Source organism: Hymenobacter sp. UYP22, assembly GCF_040547285.1.
In the GTDB taxonomy this organism is placed as follows: Bacteria; Bacteroidota; Bacteroidia; order Cytophagales; family Hymenobacteraceae; genus Hymenobacter.
In genome coordinates, this window is record NZ_JBEPPK010000008.1 from 114155 (window position 1) to 139953 (window position 25799).

Genomic DNA, 25799 nt, shown 5'->3' on the forward strand with positions numbered 1-25799 from the left:
AATATACTGATTCTGTTTCTGAAAACCAACTATCCGTTATTGAATTATTACAATTCGGGAGCGGGGAAGCTGGCCCTGACGTGGAAAAACCAGACAGGAGTAGTGTGTTGATAGACAGTGTATTGCCGCTGAGCGTAGGCTCGGCAGTACGGGCCAGTTTCCAAGCTCAACCCAAAACAATCGAAACGCTTTGCTAGTAGCTACCCGCAGCCGACCGGCATTATTTCCCCCGGCCGCACGTTAACCGCCTATGACAACTTCACGCCAACCGCTCGAGCAGGCTACCTTCACCAATTCCTTTGTGGAGGAGCTACAGGGGGATGTTTCCCGGGAAAACGTACCCCGGCAGGTGCCCGGCTACCACTACTCGCCGGTGCAGCCTACGCCGGTACAAGCCCCCCGGCTGCTGGCCTGGTCAGAAGAGTTGGCGGCGTTTCTGGGTGTAGCGCGGCCGTCTGAGCAAGGGCCGGCGGTGGAGCTGCTGGCCGGGAACCGCGTGGCCACCACCATGCAGCCTTACGCCGCCCGCTACGGCGGCCACCAGTTTGGTAACTGGGCCGGGCAGCTCGGCGACGGGCGGGCTATTTCCTTGGGGGAGTTGCTGGCCACCGACGGCAGCCGCTGGGAGCTGCAGTTGAAAGGAGCCGGGCCCACGCCCTACTCCCGCCGGGCTGATGGGCGGGCCGTGCTGCGCTCCTCTATCCGGGAGTTTCTGTGTTCCGAGGCCATGCACCACCTGGGCGTACCCACCACCCGGGCCCTGAGCCTGGTGAGCACCGGCGACGAGGTGGTGCGCGACATGTTTTACAACGGCAATGCCCGCCCCGAAGCTGGCGCCATTGTGTGCCGGGTGGCGCCCTCATTTGTGCGCTTCGGCAATTTCCAGATTCTGCTGGCCCACCAGGAGCTGGATAATCTGCGCCAGCTGGCCGACTACGTAATTCGCCACCATTTCCCCGAGTTGGGTGAGCCCTCGGAGGAAGTATACAAGCAGTGGTTTACCGAAATTTGCCGGCGCACGGCCGTGATGATAGCCCACTGGATGACGGTGGGGTTTGTGCACGGGGTGATGAACACTGACAACATGAGCATTTTGGGTCTGACCATCGACTACGGCCCCTACGGTTGGCTGGAGCCGTACGAGCCCGGCTGGACCCCCAACACCACCGACTTCAGCACCTACCGCTACGCTTTTGGTCAGCAGCCCCGGGTGGCCCTCTGGAACCTGATGCAGTTGGGCCAGGCCCTTTCCCCGCTGGTAACCGCGCCCAACGAAGCCCTGCGGCCCGGCCTGGATACGTATGCGGCCACCTTCAACCACACCCGCCAGGCCCTAATGCTGGGCAAGCTCGGCCTCACTGCCCAGCCCGATGCCGCCCCCGACCTGGCTTTGGCTGAAGCGCTGGATACGGCCCTGGAAGCCTCCGAGGTAGATATGACGTTGTTTTTCCGGCGCCTGTCGCACTTGGTACCTGAGCTGCTGGCCGCACCCGAAGGTGACGCGGCTAACCATCGGGCGTTCATTGAGGAGGCGAGCTACAACCCTCAGGGTGCGCCACACACACTGCTGCTGGCGTGGCTGCAGCGCTACACCGAGCGGTTGAGACTGGAAACTGCCTCCCCCGAGGATATTCGAACGGGTATGCTGGCCGTCAATCCTAAATACGTGCTGCGCAACTACCTGGCGCAGCTAGCCATTGAGGCCGCGGAGGCCGGCGACCTGACGGATCTGGAACGGCTTTACCATGTGCTGAAAACTCCCTTCGAGGAACACCCCGCCTATGAGGACCTGGCCGCCAAGCGCCCCGAGTGGGCCCGTACCAAACCGGGCAGCGCCACCCTTTCGTGCAGCTCTTGATGAAATATTAGTTGTTGGGTGTCAGTTGTTGGTTGTTAGCAGAAGCTCGTTCGCGAATAACCAACAACTGACACCCAACAACCATCAACCACCCACTCACTCATACCTGCCGCAGCAGCCAGGTGTAGGCCGCGGCCACGTCATCGAAGAGGAGCACGGTGGGGATGGTAACGAAGCGCATGGCTGTTTCCATGGATTTGCGGGCCGGCCAGTAGGGGGGACACACCCAGGCCACGTGCCGGATGCCCTGCCGGGCCAGTTGCTGGTAGTACTCACTGCCCACCCACCGGGCCCCCAACTCCCAGTCGCTGGTCACTTGGCTGTTATCGTTGAGCATTTTGCGGCAGGGGTACTGCTGCAGGTACTGCAGAATTAGCTCGCCGCCCGCCCGGGATGATTGAGCATCGTGTGCGCCCTTCCACTCCACAAACAGCCAGCTATTGGCAAAATCGTAGGAAATACTTAGGGGAGAGGTATCGTACAAATGCTCCATATGCTGGGGCGGTAAATAGGCTGGGCAGATGTACCCGCGCGGACATAGTTACCGGAATATAAACTAAAAAGCGCAAAACCTACGCAAGGCAATGCTTCGATGGATTGATGTACTGACATACGCAAAATACGGTAACCCGGAGCCGCCGCGTCGTGTGGTGCTCTCGGAGGCTGCGTGGTGCCGCCTGTTGTCGGTGGACTGCTACGCGGTGATGCGCAACCGGAGCACCGAGCCACCCTACCGCAACGCCTACTGCCGCAGCTACGAGCCGGGCTGCTACCACTGCGCCGGCTGCGCAACTCTACTGTTCGATTCGGCCACCAAGTACCACGCCATATCCGGCTGGCCCAGCTTCACCCAGCCCGCCACCCGCAACGCCATTCGCTACGCCTTCGACGACAGCCACCACATGCAGCGCATGGAGGCCGTGTGCAATGTGTGTGAGGGCCACCTCGGCCACGTTTTTCCCGATGGACCCGCTCCAGCGGGCTTGCGCTACTGCATCAACTCCGTGAGCCTGGAGCGGAGGTAACGGGTTCAAGCACCTGGCCTCCGGCAGAATATTGGGCGCCTAACCGCCAAGCCATCAGCTAGCTTCGGCCGTAAAGGCCCCCGGGCATAAGGGTAGGGTGGATACTTCCCTGCCAGCCTCGTATACGGAGCCGCCAACTCGCTTCACCGCCATGCCTGATTCCTCTCAATCTACTGCCAACTTTAACGGCTTCGTGCGGGTGCGCGGGGCGCGGGAACACAACCTCAAAAACGTGGACGTGGACATCCCGCGGGATGCGCTGGTAGTGTTTACGGGCGTATCGGGCTCGGGCAAAAGCAGCCTGGCGTTTGGCACCCTGTACGCCGAGGCCCAGCGCCGCTACCTGGAGTCGGTGTCGCCGTACGCGCGGCGGCTGTTTCACCAGATGTCGGTGCCCCAGGTGCAGTCTATTGACGGGCTGCCGCCGGCCGTGGCGTTGCAGCAGCAGCGCGGCACGCCTACCACGCGCTCCTCGGTGGGCTCAGTTACTACCCTGTCCAATCTGGTGCGCATGCTGTATTCCCGGGCCGGCGACTATCCTAAGGGCCAGGGCATCATTTACGCCGAGGCGTTTTCCTCGAACACGCCGGAAGGAGCCTGTCCCACCTGCCACGGTTTGGGCCGCATCTATGAGGTAACCGAGGACAGCATGGTGCCCGACCCTACCCTTACCATCCGGGAGCGGGCCATTGCGGCCTGGCCCCAGGCCTGGGGTGGCCAAAACCAGCGCGACATCCTCGTAACCCTGGGCTATAACGTGGATGTTCCGTGGCGGGAGTTGCCCCGGCAGCAGCGCGACTGGATTCTGTTCACGGAGGAGCAGCCGGTGGTGCCGGTGTACCCTGGCTACTCGCCTGAGGAAACCCAGCGGGCCCTCAAGCGCAAGGAGCCGCCCAACTACATGGGCACCTTCAGCAGTGCCCGCCGCCACGTGCTGCACACCTTCGCTACTACGCAAAGTCCACTCATGAAGAAACGGGCGTTGCAGTACATGCTCAGCACCGAGTGCCCTACCTGCCAGGGCAAGCGCCTGCGCCGGGAGTCATTGAGCGTCACGTTTGCCGGGCTGGATATTGCCGATTTCTCAGCCCTGCCGCTCAAGCGTCTGGAGGCCCTGATCCGGCCTTTTGCCGAAGGCAAAGCCCGCGCCCAGGCCCACGATGCCGCGCACCCGGAGCAGGCCGAAGTAGCCCGCCGCATCACCCAGGATTTGTGCGCCCGCCTCACCGTGCTGCTCGACCTGGGCCTGGGCTATTTGTCGCTAGAACGCAGCACGCCCACGCTTTCACCGGGTGAGCTGCAGCGGCTGCGGCTGGCTACGCAGCTGTACTCTAACCTATTTGGCGTGGTGTATGTGCTGGATGAGCCCTCGGCCGGCCTGCACCCCTCCGATACCCAGGCGCTGCTAAAAGCCCTGGCCAGCCTGCGGCAGGCTGGCAACTCCCTGTTCGTGGTAGAGCACAACCTGGACGTGATTCGGCAGGCTGATTGGCTGGTAGATGTGGGTCCGGCCGCCGGTGAGCTGGGCGGCGAAATCCTGTACAGCGGGGAGCCAGCCGGTTTAGCCAACGTGCCGCATTCGGAAACTCGCCGCTTCCTGTACCCGACTACCGGCTCGGCCTCAGTTGACGCCGCCCGGCCGGCACAGGGTTGGCTGCGGCTGGAAGGAGTACACCGCAATAACCTGAGCAACCTGGCCGTGGAATTCCCGCTGGGCGTGCTGACAACCGTTACGGGGGTGTCGGGCTCGGGTAAATCCAGCCTGGTTAGCCAGGTGTTGGTAGAGCTGGTAGCCGAGCAGTTGGGTCAGGCCGTCGAAGCGGAGGAAGAAGCCGAAACCGATCCGTTGGAACGCACCGCCGCCCCCACAACCGGCGGCCGCATTGTGGTCGGCTTAGAAGCCATCAAACGCTTGGTGCGCGTGGATCAAAAGCCCATCGGCCGCACGCCCCGCTCCAATATGGCAACGTATACCGGCCTCTTCGACCACGTACGTAAGTTATTTGCTGCCACCCCCGAGGCCCGTAAACGCCGCTACGATGCCGGGCGGTTTAGTTTCAACGTAGCCAAAGGCCGCTGTGAAAACTGCCAGGGCGAAGGATTTGTGATGGTGGAACTGCTGTTTCTGCCCAGCGTGTATGCGCCCTGCTCAGTGTGCCACGGCAGCCGCTACAACGCCAAAACCCTCGAAATTCACTACCAGAATAAGAACATTGCGGAGGTGCTGAACCTGACGGTTGATGCGGCCTGGGAGTTTTTCCGGGACGATGCCACCGTGCACCGGGCCCTCACTGTGCTGCGCGACGTGGGCCTGGGCTACCTGCGCCTGGGCCAGCCCGCCACCGAGCTGAGCGGGGGTGAGGCCCAGCGCATCAAGTTGGCCACCGAACTGCAGCGCACCGGCCGGGGCAACTCCCTCTACGTGCTGGATGAGCCCACCACCGGCCTGCACCCCGCCGATGTGGAGCGCCTGCTCGCCCAACTGCAAAAGCTGGTAGATGCGGGCAATACCGTACTAGTAGTGGAGCACGATATGCGCGTAGTAGCCGCCTCCGATTGGGTACTGGACATGGGCCCCGGTGCCGGCGACGAGGGTGGGCAAGTGGTGGCCGCCGGCCCACCGGCCGAGGTAGCTAAGTCCCGAAACAGCAAAACCGCCCCATTTCTGCAGCGGTTTTTGAAAAGTCAAGCTGTAGCAAAATGAAGCTGTAGCAAAATGAACAGGAAACCATCCATTGCGCTCAATGAAGTCGAGGTTTACTTCCGGCAACGGTTGGCCACCACTGCCCCTCCAGGTACACCGCTGACAATAGGCTTGGTCCTTGATGTAATGAGCCAGTTTTACCTTGATACTAGCATCGCCAGCATCGATACTTCAGCATATGATAACGATATGCTATTATTTCAGTGGGGCACTTATTACTACGAAGGCGAAATGGGCCGACAGTTTTGCCTCGATGTCACCCGACAGTTTCAGCTGGAAGGAGAGGAGGAGTTCTGGCAGCTTAGTTGCAGCCTGTATTACCCGCCGGAATATGATGCTCTAGGGGCCGGCAGTTGCTGGTCGGTGGAGTGTGAAACTCTGCAAGACTGGCGGCGTGGACTCAACCGACTGGAATTGGCCACGCTGGCGAATTTACTTCCCAGTCAGGTGAAAATCATACTTTCGGCAACCTGAGCTGCTCTGAACAGGAATCAGCTATTCCTGCTCAGAGTAGTCCATAAAACCTAGTGCGCCACTACCAGCCGCTGTACGGCAACGGCCGTGCCACTTTGAATGCGCAGCAGATAGGTGCCATTTGGCCAAGCGCTGGTATCAAGCGTGTGGCGGCGGCCATTGAGTGGAATAGTGCGCACCAACTGGCCCTGCACTGTATATACCAGCAGTTGGGCCGGGGTAGTGCTGGGCAACTCCAAGGTTACTTGCTGAGCAGCGGGGTTGGGGTAGAGCTGGGGTGCAAACGCCGCGTTTGCGCCGGCTGTAGCCGTAATTTGCGTGGGCACCAGCTGCAGTACCCAGGTTTGGTTGGAGCCCAGCGTCGCCAGGTTGGGCGCCCAGCTACTGAAGCCGCCTTGGTCATCAAGTGTAACGGTGCCGGCTGCCTGTCCTGTAAGTAGTTCCGTAGCTTGGTACACGCCGGCCGGCAGCGTTGATAGAGCCAGGGAGAGTGCCGGGCTGGTCGAGCTGCCCATGTTAGCTACCGTCAGAACCGCCCGTTGCTGGTGCACGCGGGCATAGCTAAGTACCGAGCTGGCCGGGGAGGTGAGGGGCAGCAGATAGCCTTTGCGCAGCGCCTCCTGGCTATTGCGCACCCGGATGAGCTGCTTGTAGTGGTTGAGCAGGGAAGCGGGGTCGGCCTGCTGGGTGGCTACGTTGAACTGGCCGTAGTTGCTGTTGATGCCGCGCCAGGGCGAGCCGGTGGTAAAGCCCGCCTGCGCCCCAGCCGTCCATTGCATGGGTTTGCGCTTGTCCTCATCCACCCCCGAGCCCTGCATGCCCACTTCTTCCCCGTAGTACAAAAAAGGCACGCCGGGCAGCGTGAGGTAAAGCGCGGCGGCCTGCTTCATGCGGGCCAGGTTGCCGCCCAACTGGTCAAGTACCCGGTTCTGGTCGTGGTTAGTGAGGAAGGTGCCGTACTGCAGCTTGGGGTAAGAGCGGTCCACCACGCCCAGCTGGGTGCGTAGGGCGGCAGGGTTGCCCGCGTTCAGGCTGCTAATGATGGCTGCGGCCTGGTCGAACTCAAAGCAGGCGTCGAGGCGCTGGTTGAGCACGTAGGGCACCACGGCCGCTGTGTTCGTCCAGGCTTCTCCAATAGTAAAGGCATTGGGGTTCACGGCCCGTACCGAATCGTGAAACTCCTCCAGAATACCCAGGGTTTCGGGCGTATTCTCCAGAATGTTGCCATTTTCTACCAGATACTTCACTGCGTCCAGGCGGTAGCCATCCACGCCCTTGCGCAGCCAGAACCGGGAGGCATCCCACATGGCGGCTTTCAGCTGGGGGTTGCGCCAGTTCACGTCGGGCATGCCGCTCCAGAACACGCCGTAGTAGTAGCTGCCGTTGCGCGGGTGCCATACGGTGCCGTTGCCCGGCCCCGTACCCTGCACCGTATTCGACCACCGGAACCAGTCCCGGTACGCGTTGGCGGGGCTGCTGGCGGCCTGCTGAAACCAGGGGTGCTGGTCGGAGGAGTGGTTGAGCACCAGGTCGATAATTACCTTGATACCGCGCTGGTGAGCCGCAGTCAGGAAAGCCTCAAACTCGGCCATGCTGCCATAGTCGGGCTCGGTAGCTTTGTAGTTGGTTACGTCGTAGCCGTGGTAGCTGGGGCTCTCCATCATGGGCATCAGCCAAATGCCGGTGATGCCCAGGTCGGAGGTAGTGGCAGGGTTGCCGTCGTTGAGGTAGTCGAGCTTCTGGGTGAGGCCCGCGAAGTCACCCTTCCCGTCCCCGTTGCTGTCATAAAAGCTGCGCACAAACACCTCATAAAATACGGCGTCATTCCACCAGTGCGTAGTGTACTCGGTGAGGGAGGGCGTGCACGTCTGGCAGGTGCCGAAGCACACGGCCGGCATGGTATTTACGGCGGCCGTGGCATCAAACACGCGGGTCAGGGTGCCGCTGGCATCGGCGGTGCCACAGGCGGCGGGCACGGTTTCCGCGCCGCTCAGCACGTTGCCGTTCACGAAGCGGTACTGAAACCGGATGGGGGCGGGCAAGGCAATCTGCACCTCGTAAATTCCGTCGCCGTTGTCGTCGGTGAGGGGTAGGGCAGTAGCGTCGCCTTCCAAGCCGTAGCCGGCCAGCGGCTGAAAGTTACCAACGATGTGCACCCCGGTTCGGGCCACGGTTTGGCCGCGCATGTTCACGGCGAAGCGTACCTGCGTGTTGCAGCCGCCGAAGGTCAGCACCGGCAGCCGCACCGCGCTGCTGCCCACCACCACTTGCCGGTTCACGTTGCCGCTGCCATCCGTAACGCCGCAGGTGGCAGGCGGTAGCTCGGCCCCGCCCCAAGCGTTGCCGTTCACAAACTTGTAGAGGTAGGTGCCGGCCGGCACGTTCACCGTCACCTCGTAGATTCGGTCGTTATCCGGGTCGGTGAGCAGGGTGGTAGCGGGGTTCCAGTCGGCGGGGTAGCCGGCGGCGGCCTGAAAGTTGCCGGCCACGTGCACGCCGCCGGCAGCCACCGTCTGCTGGCGCATATCTACCCGGAAGGTAAGCTGCACGGCTTGGGCCCCCAGGCTACTCAGCAGTAGTAAAAGCAAGGAGAAGTATTTCATTCAGTAAAGAGCAAGTTGGCGAAGGGAAAGGCTTCAAAGATACCACGAAAGCAAGTGGCCGGGCCGTAAAAAAAGCTCGCCTGCAACCAGTATAATGCTGGAACCAGGCGAGCTGAACAGGTAGCAGAAGGCGGCTGCCTCTACTCAAACACAATGGTCTTATTGCGGTGCACGGCCACCTGCTCCCGAAATACCAAGGTAAGGGCGCGGGCCAGGGTCAGCTTCTCCACGTCGCGGCCGGCCTGGGCCATGTCGTGGGCATTTTGGGTGTGGTCCGTCGGAATAACGCTCTGGGCAATAATAGGCCCCTGGTCGAGCTGGTCGGTTACGAAGTGCGCCGTAGCCCCAATGCTTTTTACTCCTCGGGCGTAGGCCTGAGCGTAGGGGCTGGCACCAATGAAAGCGGGCAAAAAGCTGTGGTGAATGTTGATGAGCCGCTCCGGGAAATTGGCCACAAACTCCGGCGACAGAATGCGCATGTAGCGGGCCAGCACCACAAATTCGGGCTCGTAGTGGGCAATTTGCTGGAGTACGGCGGCCTCGTGCGCCTCCCTGGAAATTCCTTCGGCACTGATGTGGTGGTAGGGCACGTTCAGGCGCTCCGTCAGCTCGCGCAGGTTGTCGTGGTTGCTGATAACGGCTATTATTTCAGCCTGCAACTGCCCAAAGAAGTGGCGCACCAGCAACTCGGAAAGGCAATGATGCTCCTTGGTCGCCAGCACCACAATGCGCCGGGCCCGGCTGTCGCGCAGCCGGATGCGGGCCGTGGCAGGCAAGGCGGCAGTCAAATCACGCAGCAAAGCCTCCGGCTCACACTGCCCGTCAAACTCAGTGCGCATGAAAAAGTGGTTGTCCTCGCGCTCCACAAACTCGCCGTTGCGCAGCACATTGAGGCCGTGGCGGTACAGCACTTCGGTAATACGAAACACCAGCCCCGGCTCGTCGGGGCAGTCAATCAGTAGAAAATGAACCATGCGGTTGGGCAAAAAATACGACTCGCAAGATACGGGCAATGTTGGGGTAACTGGCCCCCGTAGCAGTCCTCCGGAACTTAAAACCCCAAACGACAAGGGCCCCGCTGCGTGCGGAGCCCCTGCAAGAGTGATAGTAAGAACTGGTTAGCTGCCTTTGGGCATGCCGCCGGTAACCTCCAGCAGCGCCCCGGTGGCATAACTACCATCCTGGGAGGCAAAATACACGTAAGCCGGTGCTAACTCTTCGGGCTGACCGGGGCGGCCCAAATGGGTGGCGTCGCCAAATTTCTTGAGGTCTTCCTCCAGCATGGTGCCCGGAATCAGGGGCGTCCAGACGGGGCCAGGCAGCACGGCATTCACCCGGATTTTCTTTTCGCCCAGGTAAGCGGCCAGGCCTTTGGTGAAGGTATGAATAGCGCCTTTGGTGCTGGCGTAGTCAATCTGGTGGGGGTTGCCCAGCAGCCCGGCAATGCTACCCGTGTTAATGATGGAGTCACCCTCTTTTAGGAAGGGAATGGCCGCTTGAGCCATGAAAATGTAGCCTTTGATGTTGGTATCGAAGGTGCGGTGAATATTCTCCTCCGGGATGGTTTCAAAATTCTCGTAGCCCATCTGGTAGGCCGCGTTATTAACCAAAATGTTGAAGCCGCCCAACTCGTGGTAGGTGCGGCGCACCGCCTCCCGGCACTCGGTGGCGGAGCGGACGTCGCACTGGATAGCCAGAAACCGGCGGCCCTGGGCCTCCACGGCCCGGCCCACTACGGCGGCATCCTCGGCATTGGTTTGGTAGATAACGGCTACATCGGCCCCTTCCATGGCGAAGGCCAGCGCCACCGCCCGCCCGATGCCGGAGTCGCCGCCGGTAATCAGGGCCACTTTGCCGCGCAGCTTCCCCGCCGGCTGGTAGCTCGACATATCCCAGTCGGGTTGCTGTTGCATGTCGCCCTCGGCGGTGGGGTAGCTGGTGGGCTTGGGCTTGATTTCGCTATTGGTAGGGCGCGGTTCGTTTTGTTCCGTGTTCATATTGCATAGTTAGTTGACTAACTACTACGGCCACCAAGCGGCAAGGACTGGCTGAAGCGAAATATTATTGGCGGCATGAGATGATTAATCCGGCAGAACAGACTAGTTTCAAAAATTAGATTTGTAGCAAGCAGAACTATATAATCTGTCTATATAAGCGGTATTATATCTTGAAAAAAATGTTCTTGAATAGTATATTTGCTTTATCAGATTGGATGATCAATACCTGAGGGTTGCCCCATAATAGGTCTTACTTGACTCTCAACAGAATACAACCTGGTTTGTGACCAACTCCACTAAACTGAACTGTAGTTCCGTTACACATTTACGCATTGTCTTTGTAAGCTCCTGTACTGGCGACTGGGGGGGGAGCGAAGAATTATGGGCCGGAACGGCTCATTTTTTAGTTCGGGCTGGGCATACCGTGAGGGCATTTAAAACGCATGTAGATAAGCACCAGCCCCGGCTACTTGCTCTGCAGGCTGCAGGCTGCCCGGTTACGGATCTTGATCCGGCAGTTTCCCTGAGTCGTCGTATCACTAATCGGCTACTACCATATCGGCAGCAGTACACCGGCCGAAAAATCAGCCAGCGTCTATTGCAGCAGGGGCTGAAAACTTTACAACCCCATATTGTCATCATCTCGCAGGGCTCTAACTACGATGGATTCATCTTTGCTGACATATGTCGGCAGGAGGGTTTTCCTTACATCTTGCTGGCCCAGAAAGCCATTGATTATTTTTTACCTCCTTACCTGGAGCGGCGGCTGGTACAGACGGTTTTTCAAGCTGCCCAGCGTAGTTTATTCGTGTCGCGGCATAATCTCCTGCTCACTCAGCTACAGTTGGGCATGGAGTTGCCAACGGCCGAGGTAGTGTGGAACCCGTTTAATGTACCTTTCCTGGGCGAGTTACCCTGGCCCGTTACCAGTGCCGAGGCCCCCGTTCGACTAGCCTGCGTAGCCCGCCTACACATAGCCGATAAAGGGCAGGATTTACTATTGCAGGTATTGGCCCAGCCAAAGTGGCGCCGCCGCCCCGTTCAGGTAACCTTGTATGGCAACGGGCCCGATAAAATTGCGCTTAGCGAGATGATAAGATTTTTAAAACTGGACTCTTCCGTCAGCTTCGGAGGCCATACAGCCGATATTATGGCTATATGGCGTAACCACCACGCTTTGATTCTGCCCTCCCGCCACGAAGGTTTACCACTTGCCTTGGTGGAAGCAATGCTGTCGGGCCGGCCAACAATTGCGGTAGACGCCGGGGGGATAGCTGAATTGTTGGTTGATAACCAGACCGGTTTTCTGGCAGGAGCGGCTACCGTGCAGGCTCTGGATGAGGCAATGGAAAGAGCATGGCTGCTGCGAGGCCAATGGCCTGCGTACGGAACCGCTGCTGCCCATCATGCTCGGGCTACAGTGCCCGCCAACTCAGTAGAGTTATTAGCCCACAAAGTACTGGAGTGGACGCACGCGCTGGTTTCCTAGCGTAATTTTCCTAGTATTTTATGTATTGCCAGTGGAATTGCCCGTCCTACTATAACCAAGGGTTGCCAGAAAACGGTGCCAAATAAAACTAGGTGGACAAGGAGCACTATCCCATCAGTGTGATGCCGACTACTGAGGGCGATAAGAAAAGCCAGCGGATAAAACACCTCATAATATTCACCCAGCAGAATACGCGTTTGGGGCTGTAAAATCCGGGGCGGGCTACCCCATAAGCGCCATCTCAACCCTTCCAGGGCAGCATACACCAGTAGCAGAACCAGTGACCATAGTTGCTGACTCATGGCAAGAAGTGAGCAGAAAGCCGCAAGCTCAATGGGGAACAGCACAGCTTGTCCGAACCATTGTGCACGCTGTGGGCCTCGGCGTAAGACCCACGTGTCTACATCCGCCTGAGCATCAGCTTCCGCGTCGGAAAGCTGGTGAAGCAGGATATTGCGTAGGCCACAGGTTAGTGCCCAAGTGCCAAGCGCACCGTACCAGAAAGCCGGAAGCTGTTGGCCAGCCCAAGCTGCAACCAATGACACGGTGAGTAATTGCGGAAATAAGTGGGAGCCCGAGGCGTCGGCCAGCACGCCGGCCAACCCTCGTTTTTTCAGGCGTAGCGGAGGGAAAGAGTAAGCCGAAAAAGCTACCCAAGATCCCAAATACAACCAGCCGCTTAAATGGTTGGTCTGCCAAAAGTAAATGCCTGATGCCAGGCCAAACGTCAGGCAGAGGCCCACTGCCAAAGCCGTTGCCCAAGCAGGTTTATTGGCCACCCGATTGTACTTTCCTCCGGCGGCATCATCACTTTGATCGGCCCAGTCATTGATGATACTCACGTACGTGGCGCCCACAGTCAAGCTCAGCAGTAAAACCAATAGTTTGGGTAGTAAAGGCCAAACCGGTATGCCAATAAGATAAGCGGAAGCGTAAAAAGTGGCCAGCACCGGAGAAAACTTACAATTCCACCAATCCTGCAAGCGTGCTATTTCCAACAAAGCGCCATTTGAAGATACACTACTAACAACTCGCGCTTGTGACATAATTTTGGTAGAATCTTGACCAGTCAGCAGTACATGACAACAGCCGGACTGTATATGTCTACATTTGTACAAAGTAAGAGTATAATTACCAGGTAAGAGCAAACCAACCCTACCGGAGAACTTTTATTTTTCAATCATCATACGTAACCGTACCGTATCCGGGGGGTAGTACGGCCAGCGCAAAAATCTTCCTTACTCATAGTGCAAATACCTTATGCAGCCTGTCGTTTCCCAGTTGTCTGATCTGTCGGATTGGCAAAATCAACTGCAGCAAGCAGTTCAGCGGGCTGTTAGCTACCTACGCCAGCGCCAATCCGCTGATGGGCAGTTTGTTTCTTATTGTGCTCTTGACCTGCCTATGCAGGGGTGGCGGTACACCGACAGTGCTGTGTTTCCGACGGCTTTAGTCGCTCACTCTTTGCTACACGTGCCCGCAAGCGCTGAAACAGACCTCATCCTAACGCGGGCTACCGACTTTTTTCGAAATCAGATGAACCACGGCGGTCTATGGAATCATTTTACCAATATCCATCACCTGCGTCACTTATGCCCGCTCGACATTGATGATACAGCCTGCGTATCGGCTATACTGCAGGCGCGGGGCGTCAATTGTCCGGTGCCCACAAATAAGCCCTTAATACTGGCTAATCGGAATAGCAAAGGCTTATTCTACTCCTGGTTTCTACTCCGTCCCCGCTGGGTTGCCAACCGTACTTTCTGGCGTGTTGCCGCCCAGGAATTGCTTCATCCCCTCAAAAGCATATTATTCTGGTACGGAGTTGAGGCCAAGCGGAATGATGTGGATGCAGTGGTAAACGCCAATGCCTTATATTACTTAGGTGCTATTCCAGAAACGCAGGCAGTTATAAGTTTCCTATTGCGCGTCATTGCCAATGAGGAGGAAGGAACGTGTGATTTGTGGTATCTGGACATCTTCTTCGTGTATTACTCATTTACCCGATGTTATTACGCCGGTATTACGCAGCTGGAGCCATTGCGCCAGCCCATTATTACGCGTATCCTAGCGCAGGCTCAGCCCGATGGCCGACTGGGCAAGACACTGGTAGACACAGCGTGGGCCGTGTGCACGCTGATTAACTTACAATGCTACCCCCCTGAATTAGAGCCCGCTGTAAGCTACATTTTGCAAGCGCAGGAGGTTACAGGCGAGTGGCCTCGTTGGCTGGTCTATTACGGCGGACCCAAACGTTTGCTGGGTTGGGGTTCCGAGGAAATAACCACAGCATTTTGCATGGAAGCCCTAACCCGTTACTCTGCCCTGAAAAGAGAGCAAGGGAGAGTGTTGAAGGTTTCCTAGTAGTTATATTCGGCCGCTCACGATTCTGCTGGGTCATCCAGCCGGTGAATGGACAGAACTGCCTGTTAAGTTAGATCAACGAGTTTTAGGTGCTGCAGAACGCCTTTGCTACTCATTACCTGCAAGTCGTAACGCCGGCGCTGTCGCCTTAACATGATAGCGTTAACTGGTAGTGGATAGGGGCGGGTTATGTTGCCTCTATGGCAGACTGCAGGGCTATTTGCTGGTAATGACGCTGTTTGCTTTTCTGCTGCTACCAGGAAGCGGTACAGTGGTGGTATTGATACACTTTATTCCTGCCACGCTCACCAAATCACGTTTATGCACCCGTGCAAAATGCGGAGAGGGGCCACTTGCTGACGCGGAAGCCTAGGGCTGGCAATCCTGGCAGACGCCCGCCAGCAAATAGTCGCGGGTTTGGGCCTGAAATTTAGCCGGCAGCGTTACGGCCGGAATGGCCACCTGGTTGAGGCAGTAAATGTGCTGGCAGTTCGTGCATTTGAAGTGCACATGGTCATCGGAGTGGGCGTGAGCATTGCACTCCATAGAGCAGGCTGCGTAGCGCACCGTATCACTGGTATCAATTACGCGGTGAATTAGGCCGCTTTCCTCGAAGGTCTTGAAGGTACGGTAGAGGGTAATGCGGTCAACCTCGCCGCCAAGTTGCTGCTCCACCTCGTGGCCCGATAAGGCAAACGGCGAAACCGACAGTACCTGCAGCACTGCGCGGCGCACGGGCGTATGGCGCAGCTTGTGGCGGGTAAGAGTCTGAGAAATCCGGTCGGGGGTGGCCATGGTGGTACAAAGATAGGCAGTTTTGCAGGCTAGCGTGCGTTCTGCCAACAACCTGCCTGCTACCGGATTAGTGCCCGCAAAAAAGGCCTCAACTGATGAGTTGAGGCCTTCGTGTTGCAATAGGAGGCTCTTGCCGACAGACACACACCTGTAACTGCCTGGCAGGACGAAACTACGAAAAAGCTCGGTAGAATGTTGAAAAACGGGGATTAAATATATGGACGTACTATATATTCACTGTGTTTCAATCGGTTATGCGTACATAAGGTGCACTGCTAATGCGTTACAGCAATGGTGATGCTGGTATTGGGCGGTTTTCGGATACGCAGCTTCCAGGCAAGAAAGCGGTTAGCCAAGTTTCCGAAAGCAGAGGAGTGGTAGGCATGGGCAAGCGGGCGGGCTTGTAACCGGCCACTACCGAATGCCTGGGAGTAAAAACCTACAAGCCGAACTCATCATTCCCAACCTTAGACATGCTTATCCGTTTGGGAAGCAACCGATGATTAAGTGAATCATTTTGATTATTTATATGCTTTTTGTGTTAAAAAGTTCTAAAAATTATTGTTTAAAACATACATAATGCTTCCTTTGTAGAAACAAAGGTTGCCTCGCTCTGAGCCGTTCCCACCCGGTCTGCTTAAGTCCTTTACGCATACCTCTACTGCCTGCTCCATGGAACGTTACCGGCACTACACTGATACCTCCCGCATCATTCTGCCTGTGGTAGATGTGCTGCTGATTTTCGGGGCTTTCCGTCTGGCGGGCTATCAGCACCTGGGTACCTGGCATTTCAACGGCTACTATCCACTCTTCTTTGCCATTTTTGCCCTGCTATGGTGGATTTTGTCGGGGCAGTTTGCGAACATCTACCGCACCGACCGGCTCATCACCTACCCGGAAAAGCTGCTGTACCTGATGCGCACGTTTGTGCTGCACGCAAGCGTGGTACTGCTCGTAGTGGTAGTGCTGCACCTGTACTGGCCGCCGGCTGAGTACCTGTTTTCGGTGTATAGCCTGTCTACCACGGCGGTGGTGGCTGGCCGCTTCCTGCTTACGTTTCTGTACCGGGCTTACCACCAGCACTTCGCCCGGCCAAACAGCCGCTTTGTGATAGTGGGTGCCGGCCCAAGCGGGCAGGAGCTGTACCGCTTTCTGGAGTCGCACGACCCTATTGCCAATCAGTTCATGGGCTTCTTCACGGATACGCCCGCTTCGCTGTCTGCGGAGTTGCGCCCTTTGGTGCAGGGGCGTTTGGCCGAGTTGAAAAACTATTGCCTGCAGGAGCAGATTGACGAAATCTACTTTGCGATGCCCCTGGACCGGCGGCAGCTGATTGAGGACCTGTCCCGTTTCGCCGACGACCATTTTCTAGCGTTCCGTATTGTACCCGATTTTCGCGGCACCGTCCGTAAAGACGTGAATGTATATTTCTACGACCACCTACCCATTCTCACCATCCGCCACGAGCCGCTGGGCATCCGGACCAACCTGGCGCTGAAGCGGGTATTTGACATTGCCTTCTCATTGGCCGTTATTCTGCTGGCTTTTCCGGTGGTGCTTACGGCTTTGGCCGTGCTTATCAAACTCGATTCGCCGGGGCCTGTATTGTTCAAGCAGCTGCGGCCTGGTAAGCGCAACCAGTTGTTTCCGTGCTACAAGCTGCGCACCATGCGCACCAACCACGGCCAAACGGAACTGCAAGCCACCAAGGGCGACGCCCGCATTACCCGCGTGGGCCGGTACCTGCGCAAGTACAACCTGGACGAATTACCCCAATTCTTTAACGTGCTGCTCGGGCACATGTCGGTGGTGGGCCCGCGCCCCAACATGATTTCGCAACTGGAGGAATACAGCAAGCACATTCGCACTTACCAGATGCGCCACGCCGTAACGCCCGGCATCACCGGCTACGCGCAGGTACACGGCTACCGGGGCGAAACCCGCGAGGCCGGCACCATGGAAAAACGGGTGGAATACGACTTGAAGTACGTGGAAAACTGGTCGTTTGGCCTGGATATGAAAATCATCTTCCTCACCGTGTGGAACATGCTGCGCGGCGAGAAAAACGCCTACTAGCGGTGAAGTTGTGAAATGGTGAGTTTTGCCGTTGCACCCGCGCAGTTGTTGCCAATAGTTCACTTCACCATTTCACAACTTCACCATTCCACCTATGCTGCCCAAGCTGCCCCTGCTGGATTCGTGGATTTCCACCGGTACCCCGGCTGAGTTTGTGGCGGCCATCCTGCGGCTGGGGGCCATGCGCGCATCAGCCTACGTGTGCTTTGCCAATGTACACATGGTAGTAGAAGCCCAGCAGGATGCTGAGTTTCGGCAGATACTGCGCGAAGCCGCCGTGGTAGCCCCCGATGGCAGCCCGGTGGCGGCCTCGGTAAGTTGGTTAAACCCGGGAACACCGCCGCAGCCCCGCGTAGCAGGTATGGATTTGCTGCCGGCTTTATTGGCAGCGGCAGCGGAAAGTGGGCAGTCGGTCTACTTTTACGGCACTACCGAAGAGGTGCTGGCGGCCATGGTAGCCCGGGCCCGGCACGAGTTGCCCACGTTGCGCATTGTGGGTACCTGCTCACCGCCCTTCCGGCCCCTCACGCCGGCCGAGGATGCCGCCGAAATAGCCGCCATTAACGCCGCCGACCCCGATTTGCTGTTTGTGGCCCTGGGCTGCCCGCGGCAGGAGCGTTGGATGGCGGCCCACCGGGGCCAGGTGAAAGCCTGTATGCTGGGCGTGGGCCAGGCGTTTCCCGTGTATGCCGGGCTGGAGCAGCGCCTGCCGGCCTGGGCCCGCCAGCTGTGGCTGGAATGGGCCTACCGCCTCTGGCTGGAGCCGCGGCGGTTGTGGCGGCGGTACTTAGTCACCAATTCCCGCTTTCTGTACCTGCTGGCCCGCCGAGGCGCAGCCCAACTGGTGGGTAAGCCTGCGCCCCGGGCTGCGGCCTGAGTTGCTTTAAGCTAACGATGTCCTGGTAATGCTACCGCTTGCAATGAATGTAAGCAGAGCAGATGTGTTTGATGTACTATACTATTTATATTTTATTTTTACTTCATATAAAAAATAGTAATAAAAAATATTGACAATATTATAAATAGTGCTACATTTCCTAAACCGTAGCCCTTCGTGTACACCGATTGCATGGCGGTAGTTGGGCTTCTCAGCTCGTCTTTTCCTGTAGTCGATGTTTCTCAATTCTACTTCCTATGAAAGCAGTTATTCTGGCGGGCGGCTACGGCACCCGCATTAGTGAGGAAAGCGGTGTGCGGCCCAAACCCATGGTGGAGGTTGGGGGCAAGCCGATTTTGTGGCACATCATGAAAATTTATGCCCACCACGGCATTCGGGATTTTGTGGTGTGCTGCGGCTATAAGGGCCATATGATTAAGCAGTACTTCTCCGACTACTTCCTGCACAACTCGGACGTGACGTTCCGCATGGACCGCAACGAGATGCAGATTCACCGCAACCACGCCGAGCCGTGGACTGTGACGCTGGTAGACACGGGCCAGGAAACCATGACGGGTGGCCGCCTGCGCCGGGTGCGCGACTACCTCACCCCCGGCGAAACTTTCTGCCTGACCTACGGCGACGGAGTAGGGGATATTGACCTGCGCGCCGCCGTGCGCTACCACCGCCAGCAGGGCGTACTGGCTACGCTCACGGCCGTGCGCCAGCCCGGCCGCTTCGGGGTGTTCAACCTCAGCGACGAGAACAGCTTGGTGGGCTCTTTCACCGAAAAGCCGGAGGGTGGCGAAACACCCTGGATTAACGGCGGATTCTTTGTGCTGGAACCTGGCGTGCTCGACTACATAGCCGACGACGACACCGTGTGGGAAAAGGCCCCGCTGGAGCGCCTGGCCCAGGAGGGCAACCTGGCGGCCTTCCGCCACACTGGTTTCTGGCAGCCCATGGACACCCTGCGCGACAAGAACATGCTGGAAGAAATGTGGCAGCAGGGCCGGGCCAAATGGAAGGTGTGGGGCAGTGCCCCTGAGCCCCTGGAGCCCGACCCCGTACTGGCCGAAATTCTGGCTTCGCCGCTGGTAGCTCCGCTCAGTGAGCGGGTAGCCGCCCCCACCATCATGCCCGCCGACTAGCGGTGAGTTAGTGAAGTGGTGATTTAGTGAGTAGGGTGCTAAATGAGCCGTACCGGATGGCTCCTGTCTCAGCCTTATACACTCTCAGATTACTACATCACCAACTCACCGAATCACTAACTCACTAAATCACCTTTCCATATGCGCATTCTTATCACGGGCAATATGGGCTATGTGGGCCCGGGCGTAGTGCGCCACCTGCGTCAGCAGTTTCCGCACGCTGAGTTGATTGGCTTTGACATGGGCTACTTTGCCCACTGCCTGACGGGGCCCACGCGCCTGCCTGAGTCGCGCCTGGACCGGCAGATTTTTGGGGACGTGCGCCACCTGCCCGGGGGCTTGCTGGAGGGCGTTGATGCGGTAGTAAGCCTGGCCGCCATCAGCAACGACCCCATGGGCCAGACCTACGAGCAGGTGACGCTGGACGTGAACTTTCACGCCACCATTGAGCTGGCCCGCCAGGCCAAGGCCGCCGGGGTAAGCAGCTTCGTGTTTGCCTCCTCCTGCAGCATGTACGGGGCCGGGGGCGAAGGGGCTAAAACCGAAAGCTCCCAGCTCAACCCGCTCACGGCCTATGCCCGCTCCAAGGTGATGAGTGAGCAGGACCTGCGCCCCCTGGCCGACGACGAGTTTGTGGTAACCTGTTTGCGCTTTGCCACGGCCTGCGGCTGGAGTGAGCGGCTACGCTTGGATTTGGTGGTGAACGACTTTGTGGCCGGGGCCGTAGCGGCCGGCGAAATCAGCATTTTGAGCGACGGTACGCCCTGGCGGCCCCTGATTCATGTGCAAGATATGGCCCGCGCCATTGAGTGGGCCATTGGCCGGCCCACCGAGGTAGGCGGCAACTTTCTGGCTATCAATACCGGCTCGGCCCACTGGAACTACCAAGTGCGCGACCTAGCCTACGCCGTGGCCGATGCCCTGCCCGGTACCCGCGTGAGCCTGAACGCCGATGCCCCACCCGACAAACGCTCCTACCGCGTCGATTTCAGCCTGTACCAGGAGCTGGCCCCCAACCACCAGCCCCGCCGCACATTGGTAGATGCCATTGCCGAATTGCGTGACGGACTGCTGGCCATGAATTTCCGGGACGCCAGCTTCCGCTCCTCGGAGCTGATGCGCCTGCGGGTGCTCACGCGCCTGCGCGAAACGCAGGAGCTGGGCGACGACCTGAACTGGGCCCGCGCGAGCAGTACCCGGCCTGTGCCGGCTGCTCTGCTAGCCTAGTTTCTCCCCCGCGCTCTACCGCTCAACTACTCCAACCAACCACCACTGCCATGATTTTTACCGAAACGGAACTTGCCGGGGCTTTTATTATTGATGTTGACCGGATGGCCGACGAGCGGGGCTTTTTTGCCCGCTCCTGGTGCGAGGACGAGTTTGCCGCCCACGGCATTCTGATGCCGCCTTTGCAGTCCAACGTCTCCTCTAACCCCCAACGGGGCACCCTGCGCGGCATGCACTTCCAGTTGCCTCCCCACGAGGAAACCAAGCTGGTGCGCTGCACCCGCGGCGCCATCTACGACGTCATCGTGGATTTGCGGGAAGAGTCGGCCACGTACGGGCAGTGGTTGGGCGTGGAGCTTACCGCCGACTCGTTTCGGATGCTATTCGTACCCGGCCGTTTTGCCCACGGCTTCCTCACGCTGCAGGATAACACCGATGTGAGCTACCAGGTATCGGCTAAGTACGCGCCCGGCCACGAGCGGGGCCTGCGCTGGAACGACCCCGCCATCAACATTCAGTGGCCCATTGCACCCACCCTGATTTCCGGGAAGGACCAATGCCACCCCGATTTCCTGTTGCGGGTGCCCGAGCCGGTAGCATAACGCAGTACGCGGCCTGGCGGAGTGCTTACCCCGCCGGGGCGAATACTGGCGCGGCTTCAGGCGGGCTGGTTTCACTCCGTGCTTCCGCTGCTTTTCCGCATTCGGCTACTCAGTTCCTTATTCACTCAGATACTCTCGCATATGCTCATCATTGATACTGCCTTGCAAAAACGTCAGCGGGAAGGCCGGCCCATACGCGTGGCCATGGTAGGCGCGGGCTTTATGGCCCGGGGAGTAGCCCGCCAGATTTGCCGCTACGTACCCGGGATGGAGCTGGTGGCCATTGCCAACCGCACCCTTGATAAGGCTCGCGCTATTTACGCCGAGGCCGGCGTGCCCGATGTGACGGAAGTGGGCACCGTGGCTCAGCTGGAAGCCTGCATTGAGCAGGGCCGCCCCGCCATTACGGACGATGCCCTGCTCCTAAGCCGGGCCAGCGGCATTGAGGCCATTATTGAGGTAACCGGCGCCGTAGAGCATGGGGCCCGGGTAGTACTGGAAGCCATTCGGCACGGCAAGCACATTGTGCTACTGAACGCCGAACTGGATGGCACCGTGGGCCCGATTCTGAAAGTGTACGCCGACCGCGCCGGCGTGGTGTACACCGTATCCGACGGCGACCAGCCGGGCGTTACGCTCAACCTGGCTCGCTTCGTGAAGGGCTTGGGTGTTACGCCGGTGCTGTGCGGCAACATCAAAGGCTTGCACGACCCCTACCGCAACCCCACCACTCAGGAGGGTTTTGCCCGGCAGTGGGGCCAGAACCCGAGTATGGTTACCAGCTTCGCCGATGGCAGCAAAATCAGTTTTGAGCAGGCCGTAATTGCCAATGCCTTGGGCATGCAGGTGGCCCGGCGCGGGATGCTGGGCCCCACCGTAGCGCCGGGCACGCCCGTTACTCAAGCGGCCGAGTGGTACCCGCAGGAGTTGCTGCTGAGCGGTGGCCCTGGTATTGTAGATTACGTGGTGGGCGCAGAGCCAGGCCCCGGCGTGTTTGTGCTGGGCACTATTGATGACCCCGTGCAGCAACATTACCTGAAGCTGTACAAGCTGGGCCCCGGGCCGCTATACTGCTTCCATACGCCCTACCACCTCTGCCACTTTGAAACCCCGACTACCGTAGCCCGGGCCGTGCTGTTCCAGGACGCCGCCCTTGCTCCGGCTGGCCCCATGTGCGTGGAGGTGGTAACGGCGGCCAAAATTGCCCTGCACGCCGGGCAGGTGCTGGATGGTATCGGGCACTATCACACCTACGGCCTGGCCGAAAACGCCGACGTAGCCCAGCGCGAAAACTTACTCCCAATAGGGGTAGCCGAAGGCTGCATTCTGCGCCATGATGTGCCCCAGGATCAGGTGCTGACCTACGACGATGTGCTGCTGCCCGAAAGCCGCCTGATTGACCAGCTCCGCCGTGAGCAGGAAGAATACTTCCGCTCGTACTCCACAACTGCCATCCTCTCGGGTGTCCGCTCTATTCTCTAAGCTGCCCTCAGCGGCCTAGGCTCCTTCCTCTATCTTTCCTCCCCTCGTATGACCACGGAACCGGTTGCCCCGTTCTTGCCCGTGGTGGCTCTTTCTCCCCTCAGTGCGTCGTCTGCCGTATCGTTGGAGGCTGATGCGCTGCTTGGACCCATTGAGCCACCCGTCAGCCCCTGCCGCTTTTGCGGGGCTCCCCTCGATTTTACCTTCGTCAACCTGGGTACCTCGCCCCTGTGTCAGGACCACGTGCGGCCCCATGAGTTCAATCGGGCCGAGGCGTTTTATCCCCTGCACGCGCGGGTATGCCGGGCCTGTTTTCTGGTGCAGCTGGATGAGTTCGTGAGCTCAGAACGTATTTTTCAGCACGACTACGCCTACTTTTCCTCGTATTCAGCCTCCTGGCTGCGCCACGCCCGCCGCTACACCGACATGGCCGCGGAGCGGTTTGGCCTCACGAGTAACAGTCTGGTGGTAGAAGTGGCCTCTAACGATGGGTACCTGCTGCAGTACTTTACGGAGAAAGGGGTACCGGCGCTGGGCATTGAGCCGGCGGCCAACGTAGCGCGGCATGCCCAGGCCAAGGGCATCAACACGCTGGTGCGCTTTTTTGGGCGTGACACGGCCTGCTACGTGGCCCAGGTACACGGACAGGCCGACCTGCTGCTGGGCAACAACGTGCTGGCCCACGTACCCGATATCAACGACTTTGTGGAGGGTATGCACCTACTGCTCAAGCCCGATGGGGTGATTACCATGGAGTTTCCGCACCTGCTGCGCCTGATGGAAGGCAACCAGTTCGATACCATTTACCACGAGCATTTCAGCTACCTGTCGTTTTACACCGTGGAGCAGATTTTTGCCCACCACGGACTCACGCTGTTTGACGTGGAGGAGCTACCTACGCACGGCGGCTCTTTGCGCATTTATGCCCGGCACCTGGCCTCCCGGTGCCACCCAACAACCAGCCGTGTGGCCAAGCTGCGGGAGCTGGAGCTGGCGGCCGGCGTTACGGATTTAAACTACTATGCTCACTTCGAGGAAAACGCCAAAGAAACGAAGCGCAAGCTGCTCGAATTTCTGCTGGAGGCGAAGCGGGCAGGCAAAACGGTAGTAGGCTACGGCGCGCCGGGCAAGGGCAATACGTTGCTGAACTACTGCGGTATTCGTACTGATTTCCTGGACTATACCGTGGATGTAAGCCCGCACAAGCAGGGCAACTTCCTGCCCGGTACCCGCATCCCCGTCTGCCACCCCAACCGCATCCGGCAAACCCGCCCCGACTACGTACTGATTCTGCCCTGGAACTTGCGCGAGGAGATTATGGAGCAGATGCAGGACATTAGGGAGTGGGGTGGGCGCTTTGTGGTGCCTATTCCGGCGGTGCAGGTATTTGATTGATACCTGGAGCGCAACGGTGGGCCGCTTTTGCTTACCTAACGCAGTTCGGGGTACACTGTTTTCCTCTTCCTGCCAAAGTGGACCCATCTTGCCTTAGGTTTCTGTCGCCGTTCATCTCCTCATGGTGGCCGTGCCTAGTACAGCTAGGTATGGCGTGCTGCGCGGCAATATGGCCCCGGCTTTCTAGCTCACCCGAGACGTTGAGCTCGGAGGGCGCAGGGCGGCGGTTGGGCCAGCAATCAGCTCGGGTACTTTTTCCACTGAAAAGCGTCGCAACACAACTTTGCTCATGATGCTGGAACACCTGCCACAGCCACCAGCGTCGCCTGCCAGCCCAGGGCGGATGCGGCCCCGCTTTACGCGCTCAACGCTGCTGCAAAAACGGTTCAACGCTGTAATTCCGGGAGGCAGCCATACCTATGCCAAGGGCGACGACCAGTTTCCGGAGGGCATGGCGCCCTACCTGGTGCGTGGCCAGGGTACGCACGTATGGGACGTGGATGGCAACCAATTTGTGGAGTTTGGGGCCGGTTTGCGCTCTGTAACCCTGGGCCACGCCTACGCGCCGGTGGTGCAGGCCGCTCAGCACCAGTTGCAATTGGGCGCCAACTTTGGCCGTCCGGCTTTGCTGGAGCTGGAGACGGCGGAGGAGTTTCTGGAATTTACAGGGGCCGGGGATATGGTGAAGTTTGCCAAAAATGGCTCCGATGTAACCAGCGCCGCTATTAAGCTGGCCCGGGCTTACACTGGCCGCGACCTGGTAGCCGTGTGTCAGGATCATCCGTTTTTTTCGGTTGATGACTGGTTTATGGCCACCACGCCCGTGTACGCCGGCATTCCGGCTGCCGTTCAAAAACTCAGCCTTGGCTTCCGCTACAACGACCTTGGTAGCCTGGAAACCTTATTGGCTCAGCACCCAGGGCAGGTGGCCTGCGCAATCATGGAGGTAGAAAAAGACCAGCCCCCACTGCCGGGCTACCTGGCCGGAGTGCAGGCCCTGTGCCGTCGCGAAGGAGTAGTGCTGATTTTCGACGAAATCATTACCGGGTTCCGGTGGCACAACCAAGGGGCCCAGTACTGCCACGGCATCCGCCCTGATCTGTCCACGTTCGGTAAGGCCCTGGGCAACGGCTTCAGCTTGGCGGCGCTAACTGGGAAACGGGAAATGATGGAACGTGGCGGCTTGGAGCACCCACATGAGCGGGTATTTCTGCTTTCAACTACCTACGGGGCCGAAACCCACGCCCTGGCTGCCGCCCGCGCCGTGATGCGTGTGTATCAGCAGGAACCGGTAGTGGAGCACCTCTATGCGCTGGGTGAGCGGCTGGCAACTGGCTTCAACCAGGCCATTGCCCACCAGGGGCTGCAGGCTCACCTGCAGGTGCTGGGCCGGCCCTGCTGCCTCACCTACGCCACCCGCGACGCGGCCGGTCAACCCTCTCAGGCGCTGCGGGCGTTGTTTCTGCAGGAAACCATGCGGCGCGGTCTTATCTGTCCGTCCTTCATCACCAACTACTCCATGACCAACGCCATTATCGACCAAACGGTAGACCGCCTGCACGAAGTAGTGCAGATATACCGCCGGGCCCTGGATGCGGGCGTGGAGAAATACCTGGCCGGGCGCCCACTCAAAGTAGTGTACCGCCGGTATAACTAGTTCCCATTAATGCCAAGCCCCCG

20 protein-coding genes are annotated in these 25799 nt (G+C 58.8%); 14 read left to right on the forward strand and 6 right to left on the reverse strand.

Annotated features, from left to right (window positions below):
* Nucleotides 1–250: 250 nt before the first annotated feature.
* Nucleotides 251–1858 (forward strand): protein adenylyltransferase SelO, encoded by a 1608-nt coding sequence (locus ABIB60_RS14200; protein ID WP_354580767.1) that lies wholly within the window; start codon nucleotides 251–253, stop codon nucleotides 1856–1858.
* Between the two features lie 100 nt (nucleotides 1859–1958).
* On the opposite strand, the gene ABIB60_RS14205 is transcribed toward ABIB60_RS14200, so the two are convergent.
* Nucleotides 1959–2351 (reverse strand): STAS/SEC14 domain-containing protein, encoded by a 393-nt coding sequence (locus ABIB60_RS14205; RefSeq protein ID WP_315996700.1) that lies wholly within the window; start codon nucleotides 2349–2351, stop codon nucleotides 1959–1961.
* Nucleotides 2352–2442: 91 nt separating this feature from the next.
* On the opposite strand from ABIB60_RS14205, the gene msrB reads away from it, so the two are divergent.
* The 3 genes from msrB (at nucleotide 2443) to ABIB60_RS14220 (ending at nucleotide 6061) form a co-directional block, all read left to right on the forward strand.
* A complete protein-coding gene (msrB, locus tag ABIB60_RS14210; protein WP_354580769.1) occupies nucleotides 2443–2883 on the forward strand; it encodes a peptide-methionine (R)-S-oxide reductase MsrB in 441 nt (146 codons plus the stop codon).
* A 151-nt stretch (nucleotides 2884–3034) separates the two neighbouring features.
* Nucleotides 3035–5587 carry an excinuclease ABC subunit UvrA gene (uvrA, locus tag ABIB60_RS14215; protein ID WP_354580771.1) on the forward strand — a complete coding sequence of 851 codons (2553 nt, stop codon included), beginning with the start codon at nucleotides 3035–3037 and terminating at the stop codon, nucleotides 5585–5587.
* 12 nt (nucleotides 5588–5599) lie between these two features.
* Entirely contained in the window at nucleotides 5600–6061 is a 462-nt protein-coding gene (locus tag ABIB60_RS14220) for a hypothetical protein (protein WP_354580773.1), read from the forward strand.
* Nucleotides 6062–6111: 50 nt separating this feature from the next.
* On the opposite strand, the gene ABIB60_RS14225 is transcribed toward ABIB60_RS14220, so the two are convergent.
* The 3 genes from ABIB60_RS14225 to ABIB60_RS14235 form a co-directional block, all read right to left on the reverse strand.
* A complete protein-coding gene (locus ABIB60_RS14225) occupies nucleotides 6112–8664 on the reverse strand; it encodes an alpha-amylase family glycosyl hydrolase (RefSeq protein ID WP_354580775.1) in 2553 nt (850 codons plus the stop codon).
* Nucleotides 8665–8804: 140 nt separating this feature from the next.
* The gene (gene purU / locus ABIB60_RS14230; protein WP_354580777.1) at nucleotides 8805–9638 is read right to left on the reverse strand and encodes a formyltetrahydrofolate deformylase; all 834 of its coding nucleotides are present in this window, start codon (nucleotides 9636–9638) and stop codon (nucleotides 8805–8807) included.
* 144 nt (nucleotides 9639–9782) lie between these two features.
* Nucleotides 9783–10661 carry an SDR family oxidoreductase gene (locus tag ABIB60_RS14235; RefSeq protein WP_354580779.1) on the reverse strand — a complete coding sequence of 293 codons (879 nt, stop codon included), beginning with the start codon at nucleotides 10659–10661 and terminating at the stop codon, nucleotides 9783–9785.
* Nucleotides 10662–11373: 712 nt separating this feature from the next.
* Between ABIB60_RS14235 and ABIB60_RS14240 the strand changes: the two genes are divergently transcribed.
* Nucleotides 11374–12150 carry a glycosyltransferase gene (locus ABIB60_RS14240; protein ID WP_354580781.1) on the forward strand — a complete coding sequence of 259 codons (777 nt, stop codon included), beginning with the start codon at nucleotides 11374–11376 and terminating at the stop codon, nucleotides 12148–12150.
* On the opposite strand, the gene ABIB60_RS14245 is transcribed toward ABIB60_RS14240, so the two are convergent.
* Nucleotides 12147–13196: a UbiA family prenyltransferase gene (locus ABIB60_RS14245; protein ID WP_354580783.1), complete on the reverse strand. Its 1050-nt coding sequence runs from the start codon at nucleotides 13194–13196 to the stop codon at nucleotides 12147–12149. The genes ABIB60_RS14240 and ABIB60_RS14245 overlap by 4 nt on opposite strands.
* A gap of 214 nt (nucleotides 13197–13410) precedes the next feature.
* Here ABIB60_RS14245 and ABIB60_RS14250 point away from each other — a divergent pair, with 214 nt between their 5' ends.
* On the forward strand, nucleotides 13411–14514 hold the full coding sequence (locus tag ABIB60_RS14250) for a hypothetical protein (protein WP_354580785.1): 1104 nt from the start codon (nucleotides 13411–13413) through the stop codon (nucleotides 14512–14514).
* Between the two features lie 369 nt (nucleotides 14515–14883).
* On the opposite strand, the gene ABIB60_RS14255 is transcribed toward ABIB60_RS14250, so the two are convergent.
* Nucleotides 14884–15309 carry a Fur family transcriptional regulator gene (locus ABIB60_RS14255; protein WP_354580787.1) on the reverse strand — a complete coding sequence of 142 codons (426 nt, stop codon included), beginning with the start codon at nucleotides 15307–15309 and terminating at the stop codon, nucleotides 14884–14886.
* A 672-nt stretch (nucleotides 15310–15981) separates the two neighbouring features.
* On the opposite strand from ABIB60_RS14255, the gene ABIB60_RS14260 reads away from it, so the two are divergent.
* The 8 genes from ABIB60_RS14260 (at nucleotide 15982) to ABIB60_RS14295 (ending at nucleotide 25776) form a co-directional block, all read left to right on the forward strand.
* On the forward strand, nucleotides 15982–17385 hold the full coding sequence (locus ABIB60_RS14260) for an undecaprenyl-phosphate glucose phosphotransferase (protein WP_354580789.1): 1404 nt from the start codon (nucleotides 15982–15984) through the stop codon (nucleotides 17383–17385).
* Between the two features lie 94 nt (nucleotides 17386–17479).
* A complete protein-coding gene (locus ABIB60_RS14265) occupies nucleotides 17480–18262 on the forward strand; it encodes a WecB/TagA/CpsF family glycosyltransferase (protein WP_354580791.1) in 783 nt (260 codons plus the stop codon).
* A 257-nt stretch (nucleotides 18263–18519) separates the two neighbouring features.
* Complete coding sequence (rfbF, locus tag ABIB60_RS14270) at nucleotides 18520–19413, forward strand: glucose-1-phosphate cytidylyltransferase (protein ID WP_354580792.1); 894 nt, start codon at nucleotides 18520–18522, stop codon at nucleotides 19411–19413.
* Between the two features lie 141 nt (nucleotides 19414–19554).
* On the forward strand, nucleotides 19555–20640 hold the full coding sequence (locus tag ABIB60_RS14275; protein WP_354580794.1) for an NAD-dependent epimerase/dehydratase family protein: 1086 nt from the start codon (nucleotides 19555–19557) through the stop codon (nucleotides 20638–20640).
* 50 nt (nucleotides 20641–20690) lie between these two features.
* Entirely contained in the window at nucleotides 20691–21242 is a 552-nt protein-coding gene (gene rfbC / locus ABIB60_RS14280) for a dTDP-4-dehydrorhamnose 3,5-epimerase (protein WP_354580796.1), read from the forward strand.
* Nucleotides 21243–21383: 141 nt separating this feature from the next.
* On the forward strand, nucleotides 21384–22724 hold the full coding sequence (locus tag ABIB60_RS14285; protein ID WP_354580798.1) for an NAD(P)H-dependent oxidoreductase: 1341 nt from the start codon (nucleotides 21384–21386) through the stop codon (nucleotides 22722–22724).
* 48 nt (nucleotides 22725–22772) lie between these two features.
* Complete coding sequence (locus ABIB60_RS14290) at nucleotides 22773–24119, forward strand: methyltransferase domain-containing protein (RefSeq protein ID WP_354580800.1); 1347 nt, start codon at nucleotides 22773–22775, stop codon at nucleotides 24117–24119.
* A 343-nt stretch (nucleotides 24120–24462) separates the two neighbouring features.
* Nucleotides 24463–25776: a glutamate-1-semialdehyde 2,1-aminomutase gene (locus tag ABIB60_RS14295; RefSeq protein WP_354580802.1), complete on the forward strand. Its 1314-nt coding sequence runs from the start codon at nucleotides 24463–24465 to the stop codon at nucleotides 25774–25776.
* The last annotated feature ends 23 nt before the right edge of the window (nucleotides 25777–25799 follow it).

Excerpts from the sequence above, each read along its gene's own strand:
- ABIB60_RS14200 (WP_354580767.1), top strand. The coding sequence starts at position 251 with ATGACAACTTCACGCCAACCGCTCGAGCAGGCTACCTTCACCAATTCC.
- ABIB60_RS14205 (WP_315996700.1), bottom strand. The coding sequence starts at position 2,351 with ATGGAGCATTTGTACGATACCTCTCCCCTAAGTATTTCCTACGATTTT.
- msrB (WP_354580769.1), top strand. The coding sequence starts at position 2,443 with ATGCTTCGATGGATTGATGTACTGACATACGCAAAATACGGTAACCCG.
- uvrA (WP_354580771.1), top strand. The coding sequence starts at position 3,035 with ATGCCTGATTCCTCTCAATCTACTGCCAACTTTAACGGCTTCGTGCGG.
- ABIB60_RS14220 (WP_354580773.1), top strand. The coding sequence starts at position 5,600 with ATGAACAGGAAACCATCCATTGCGCTCAATGAAGTCGAGGTTTACTTC.
- ABIB60_RS14225 (WP_354580775.1), bottom strand. The coding sequence starts at position 8,664 with ATGAAATACTTCTCCTTGCTTTTACTACTGCTGAGTAGCCTGGGGGCC.
- purU (WP_354580777.1), bottom strand. The coding sequence starts at position 9,638 with ATGGTTCATTTTCTACTGATTGACTGCCCCGACGAGCCGGGGCTGGTG.
- ABIB60_RS14235 (WP_354580779.1), bottom strand. The coding sequence starts at position 10,661 with ATGAACACGGAACAAAACGAACCGCGCCCTACCAATAGCGAAATCAAG.
- ABIB60_RS14245 (WP_354580783.1), bottom strand. The coding sequence starts at position 13,196 with ATGTCACAAGCGCGAGTTGTTAGTAGTGTATCTTCAAATGGCGCTTTG.
- ABIB60_RS14250 (WP_354580785.1), top strand. The coding sequence starts at position 13,411 with ATGCAGCCTGTCGTTTCCCAGTTGTCTGATCTGTCGGATTGGCAAAAT.
- ABIB60_RS14255 (WP_354580787.1), bottom strand. The coding sequence starts at position 15,309 with ATGGCCACCCCCGACCGGATTTCTCAGACTCTTACCCGCCACAAGCTG.
- ABIB60_RS14260 (WP_354580789.1), top strand. The coding sequence starts at position 15,982 with ATGGAACGTTACCGGCACTACACTGATACCTCCCGCATCATTCTGCCT.
- ABIB60_RS14265 (WP_354580791.1), top strand. The coding sequence starts at position 17,480 with ATGCTGCCCAAGCTGCCCCTGCTGGATTCGTGGATTTCCACCGGTACC.
- rfbF (WP_354580792.1), top strand. The coding sequence starts at position 18,520 with ATGAAAGCAGTTATTCTGGCGGGCGGCTACGGCACCCGCATTAGTGAG.
- ABIB60_RS14275 (WP_354580794.1), top strand. The coding sequence starts at position 19,555 with ATGCGCATTCTTATCACGGGCAATATGGGCTATGTGGGCCCGGGCGTA.
- rfbC (WP_354580796.1), top strand. The coding sequence starts at position 20,691 with ATGATTTTTACCGAAACGGAACTTGCCGGGGCTTTTATTATTGATGTT.
- ABIB60_RS14285 (WP_354580798.1), top strand. The coding sequence starts at position 21,384 with ATGCTCATCATTGATACTGCCTTGCAAAAACGTCAGCGGGAAGGCCGG.
- ABIB60_RS14290 (WP_354580800.1), top strand. The coding sequence starts at position 22,773 with ATGACCACGGAACCGGTTGCCCCGTTCTTGCCCGTGGTGGCTCTTTCT.
- ABIB60_RS14295 (WP_354580802.1), top strand. The coding sequence starts at position 24,463 with ATGCGGCCCCGCTTTACGCGCTCAACGCTGCTGCAAAAACGGTTCAAC.